Origin of the sequence: Caldisericum sp. (assembly GCA_022759145.1) — a bacterium.
Classification (GTDB): domain Bacteria; phylum Caldisericota; class Caldisericia; order Caldisericales; family Caldisericaceae; genus Caldisericum.
The window spans coordinates 1-4,490 of record JAEMPV010000041.1; the positions used below are offsets into that span (position 1 = coordinate 1).

At 34.5% G+C, this 4,490-nt stretch carries 6 protein-coding genes; all 6 read left to right on the forward strand.

What is annotated here, in order from left to right; translation table 11 throughout:
• A partial coding sequence (locus tag JHC30_02620) for a methyltransferase domain-containing protein (GenBank protein MCI4463049.1) occupies nucleotides 1-547 on the forward strand: 547 nt, incomplete at its 5' end.
• Nucleotides 548-588: 41 nt separating this feature from the next.
• The gene (locus JHC30_02625; GenBank protein ID MCI4463050.1) at nucleotides 589-1,437 is read left to right on the forward strand and encodes a hypothetical protein; all 849 of its coding nucleotides are present in this window, start codon (nucleotides 589-591) and stop codon (nucleotides 1,435-1,437) included.
• 63 nt (nucleotides 1,438-1,500) lie between these two features.
• Nucleotides 1,501-2,580 (forward strand): FkbM family methyltransferase, encoded by a 1,080-nt coding sequence (locus tag JHC30_02630; protein MCI4463051.1) that lies wholly within the window; start codon nucleotides 1,501-1,503, stop codon nucleotides 2,578-2,580.
• Between the two features lie 111 nt (nucleotides 2,581-2,691).
• A complete protein-coding gene (locus JHC30_02635; protein MCI4463052.1) occupies nucleotides 2,692-2,913 on the forward strand; it encodes a hypothetical protein in 222 nt (73 codons plus the stop codon).
• Between the two features lie 19 nt (nucleotides 2,914-2,932).
• Complete coding sequence (locus tag JHC30_02640) at nucleotides 2,933-3,766, forward strand: glycosyltransferase (GenBank protein ID MCI4463053.1); 834 nt, start codon at nucleotides 2,933-2,935, stop codon at nucleotides 3,764-3,766.
• 1 nt (nucleotide 3,767) lies between these two features.
• Nucleotides 3,768-4,490: glycosyltransferase family 2 protein (locus JHC30_02645; GenBank protein MCI4463054.1), on the forward strand; the 723-nt coding region annotated here is incomplete at its 3' end.

Genomic DNA, 4,490 nt, shown 5'->3' on the forward strand with positions numbered 1-4,490 from the left:
AACTCAAATAAAGAAAGTTTATGGATTAGACATAGATGAAGATGCTCTGGAAGTGGCTAAAGAAAGAGGCTTAGAGGTTTATAGATGCTCTATTGTCGACGATTGTGTAGAGAAAATTGGTCGGAAATTTGACGTTGTAATAATTGGAGCAGTTTTACACCACTTAGTTTCCGAAACTCGTAGTGGTTCAATTGAGCTTGCAAGGAAAGCGTTATTAAACTCTGTTTATTTATTAAAGGATGATGGCTACTTGGTTATATTAGAGCCTACTTTTGAGCCCTTTTGGCTTCTTACATTTGTTTTCTACCTTAAACGTTTTCTGAGCCTGTTTACATCTAAAAGAATAACCATTTTTAACTACTGGAATAATATAGGACCTCCGGTCGTTTCTTACTTCTCCAATAGCAAACTGGTCAGCATAATTGAATCTTCCAAGAATTTGCTAATTCTTAAAACATTTTTTAAGGAAAGAGACTTAAGTTTTCTTCAGAAGTTATTTTTCCTAAGAAGTTACGAAGCTACTATAATTGCAAAAAAATGCTATTAGCGATATATTATTGGATGAGATATCTGGTATAGGAGGCAGTAATGAAAGAAATTACATTAAAGGATTTTATTAGGATTATGTTTAAGTGGAAGTATCTTATTCTTTGGGTTATAGTTTTGGCAGTTGTGATCTCTTCTGTTTTTAATTTTTTCGTTTTCAAAAATGTTTTTAAAGGAGTTGCCACTGTATTTCCTGCCCAGATAGGAAACACTTCGTTTCCGCAACAAAGTACCCCGGTACTAAGCAGCACTGAAACTCTGCAAATTGTTATGAGTGATGATTTTATGCAGAAACTTGCTAATAAATTGGATATTCCGCTGTCGGAGTTAAAAGGTGATTACAAGGTTGAAGCGACCCAAACGCAAAGCGCAACCCAGTGGTCGATTTTGGTTAGCTTTGAAAGTACTGATAAAAATTTAATCAGGAGTTTTTTTGATGAATTTGTTGTCTTACTTAATGATTATGTTAAAGTTGATTTTAACCAACAGATGGATTCTTTAAAAGAGTATATTAGTCAATTGAATTCTCAAGTGGCTGCTATAGATACTCGTCTTTCGGATATTTCGACTAAAATGCTTCAGCTTGTTAATAAAGATGGTACTGTTAAATCTGAGTATTACCTTGAGTATGCAACGCTGAGGGATTCTTACGAAACCTTGTTTACGCAGGAAACTCAGTTAAAGCAGCAGATTGCTAATCTTAATCTTGCTATAAAAAATTCTAATCTTTTCTATTATCCTAATGGATATTCTATCTTAGAAAAACCCGTTAAGCCAAGGAAGTTATTCAATATTGCAGTTGCAGGCATTACAGCTTTCTTATTCTCAATTTTGCTTGTATTTTTCCTTGAATATTGGCAAGAACCAACTGGTAATGGAAGCAATGTTTAGAGACTTAATGCTTAGTTTTTGGATTTTCATGCAAAAAGGAAAAGGTATGTTTTGAGATATAATATGATTATGGAGAACCTACATACACTCTCGCTAATTAAAGACGCTTATGAGAAAGTCCAAGAACTTAATTTCGAAAGATATATTAATGAATTAGATAAAGTAAGTTTATATGTTAAAAATCGTGCATTTAACCAGGTTTTGGAGAAACTTGGCTTACATTTGATGCGCAAATCTTCCTATGAAGCACTTAAGTATAGCCCTATGGGTAAATGGAGTTCTGTAGGAACAATGAAACTTGTTATTGAAGAACCAGAAAAATTTGACGAAATCTATAACTTTTTTGATGACGGTGATTCGAAGTCTACTTTTGATCGGTTTATAAAATACAGGGTTGCTTATGCATTAATAGGGAGCCTTGCAAGCAAGATTTTTCCATCTTGCATAAGCGAAGAGGAATTTAAAAATAGTTTGCGGTCATTAAGGATAGATAAACAAGGGTTTATTAATATTGATAAGTTCTCCTTTAGGGGCGATCTTGCGGCAGTAGGTGAAACTTGGTTGCTTGAGCAATATTATCATGAAATGTGCAGGCTCTCAGCAGGTGACATTGTAATAGATGGTGGTGCTTTTCTTGGCGAGACTTCTTTTTGGTTTATTTCAAGAGGGGCAAGCAAAGTTTATGCATTTGAGCCGGATGAAATGAGTTTTCAAGTTTTATCTCAGAATGTAGCAAGAAATAAATTAGAGAATAGTGTAATCACTATAAAGAAATCTCTTGCAGATGAAAATGGTTTACTTCAAATGAAGATGGATGGTTCTGGTTCAAGTTCATCTATTATTGGTGGTGGAACTGAGGTTGAGAGCGTTACGCTCGATTCTTTTGTAGAAAGAAATAAATTAAAAAGGGTCGATTTCATAAAGCTTGATGTAGAAGGTGCTGAAATTAATGTCCTTAAAGGAGCTACTGAAACAATTAAAAAATTTAAACCCAAAATGGCAGTTTCGGTTTACCACAAGTCAGAGGACATAATTGCTATACCAGAATTTTTGAATAACTTGCTACCAGGTTCAAAATTCTATCTCTCACATAAATTCTACGATTGGAATGAGACAATTCTTTTTGTAAATCCCCGAGAGTGAGAATGAGTGAGGAAAAAAATGTCGACTTTGTCTTGTGATCAGGAAAAGAAAACCTTAGATACCAGGAAAATCCATATTAGTTTTGTTTTGCCCGCATTATATGGTAGAGGAGTGGAAAAAGTCGTACTTGCCTTAAGCCGTGGTTTTTTAGAGTTTAATGCGTGTGTTGATATAGTTTTGGCAAACGCGGAAGGAGAGTTAGTTAGTAGCGTTCCTGATGGAGTTAATATTGTAAATCTTAATGTCCCTCACAGACTAAGGCTTGTGAGGAGCTTCATTCCATTAGTAAAATATTTTAAGAATAGAGAAGTTGGTAGTTTTCCCCCTATTTGATGGTTTTGAATTTGTCGTAATGCTTGCAGTTGGCATTGCTTATCTAAAGAAGCGCCGTCCTTTTATAATATATTCGTGCCACAATGTAACGAGGTATCTTGATTCTTTTCCCAGTTATAAACGCTCACTTGCTAAATTTTTTACCTGGCTTAGTCTTCGTCTATCTGATGCTATTATTGCTGTATCAAGTGGCGTTGCAAAAGATTTCAGCCAAAGATTTCACGTATCATTGAACAAAATGAAAGTAATTTACAACCCTTTTTTGTTGGAAGAAATAATTGAGAAAAGTAAACAAGAGACAGAATGTCCCTGCTTTATCTCTAATATTCCTGTTATTTTGGGAGTAGGGCGTCTTAATAAGCAAAAAGATTTTCCAACTCTTCTTAAGGCATTTGCACTTGTAAGAAAGGAAATTGATTCACGGCTTGTAATTTTGGGTGAGGGAGAAGAAAGGAAAAATTTAGAACAACTTGCAAAAGAGCTTGGTATAGATGAATCCCTGTGGATGCCTGGATTTGTAGATAACCCATATAAATATATGAGAAAAGCATCGGTATTTGTTCTCTCTTCAATATACGAAGGTCTGCCGACGGTTTTGATTGAGGCGCTTGCTTTAGGCTGTCCTGTTGTTTCGACTGATTGCCCTTCGGGTCCTTCAGAAATTCTTGAGAACGGGAGATACGGCAAGTTAGTTCCTGTAGGTGACATAGAAGCCCTTGCCTCAGCCATTTTAGAAACAATTAAAATGCCTTTACCAAAGGAATTTTTGCAAAAAAGAGCAAAAGACTTTTCCCTTAACAACGCAGTAATAAAATATCTTGATTTAATTGAAAGCCTGAAGAGAGATACATAATATGAGAAAAGACAAGAGATTTGTTTCCTGTTGTTCGAATGCTACTTTACCTCTCTTAGAAGAAAGAGATTCCAATTATTTAGTGGGATCTAACTTTATTGTTTCAGTAGTTATGCCTGCGTATAATGAAGAGAAATACATTGCGGAAGCAATTAAATCGGTGTTAAATCAAACTTATCAAAATTTTGAGTTAATTATAGTAAACGATGGCTCAAAAGATAAAACAATGGAGATTGCAAAATCCTTCACAGATGAAAGAATAAACGTGATTGACTTAAAAGAAAATAGAGGTGTTTCATATGCTTGCAATGTTGCCCTGGATGTTGCAAAAGGCGATTGGATTGCTTTTATCGATGCCGATGATGCATGGAAGCCCGAAAGGATTGAATATCTGCTTGGCATAATCACCAGGTATGAGTATGGTAAGTATTTTATAGCAGATGATTTTACTTTGTCCTATGAAACCAATAATGGTAAATTTGTCCAGCTTGGTTCTGAACTTCGAATTTGGTTACCTGGAATTTATAATAAATTTGGTTTGAGTGATTTTATAGAAATTGATTACAAAGATTTTTTCTATATTGCGTTCCAGCCTATTTTACCATCTAAAGTAGTAAAAGAAAATCGACTTAGGTTTCCAGAAAATTTAAATTTTGGAGAAGACTTATTTTTTTATGCTAAACTCTTTAAGCGTGGATTAAAGATGCTTATAACTAAAAAATCT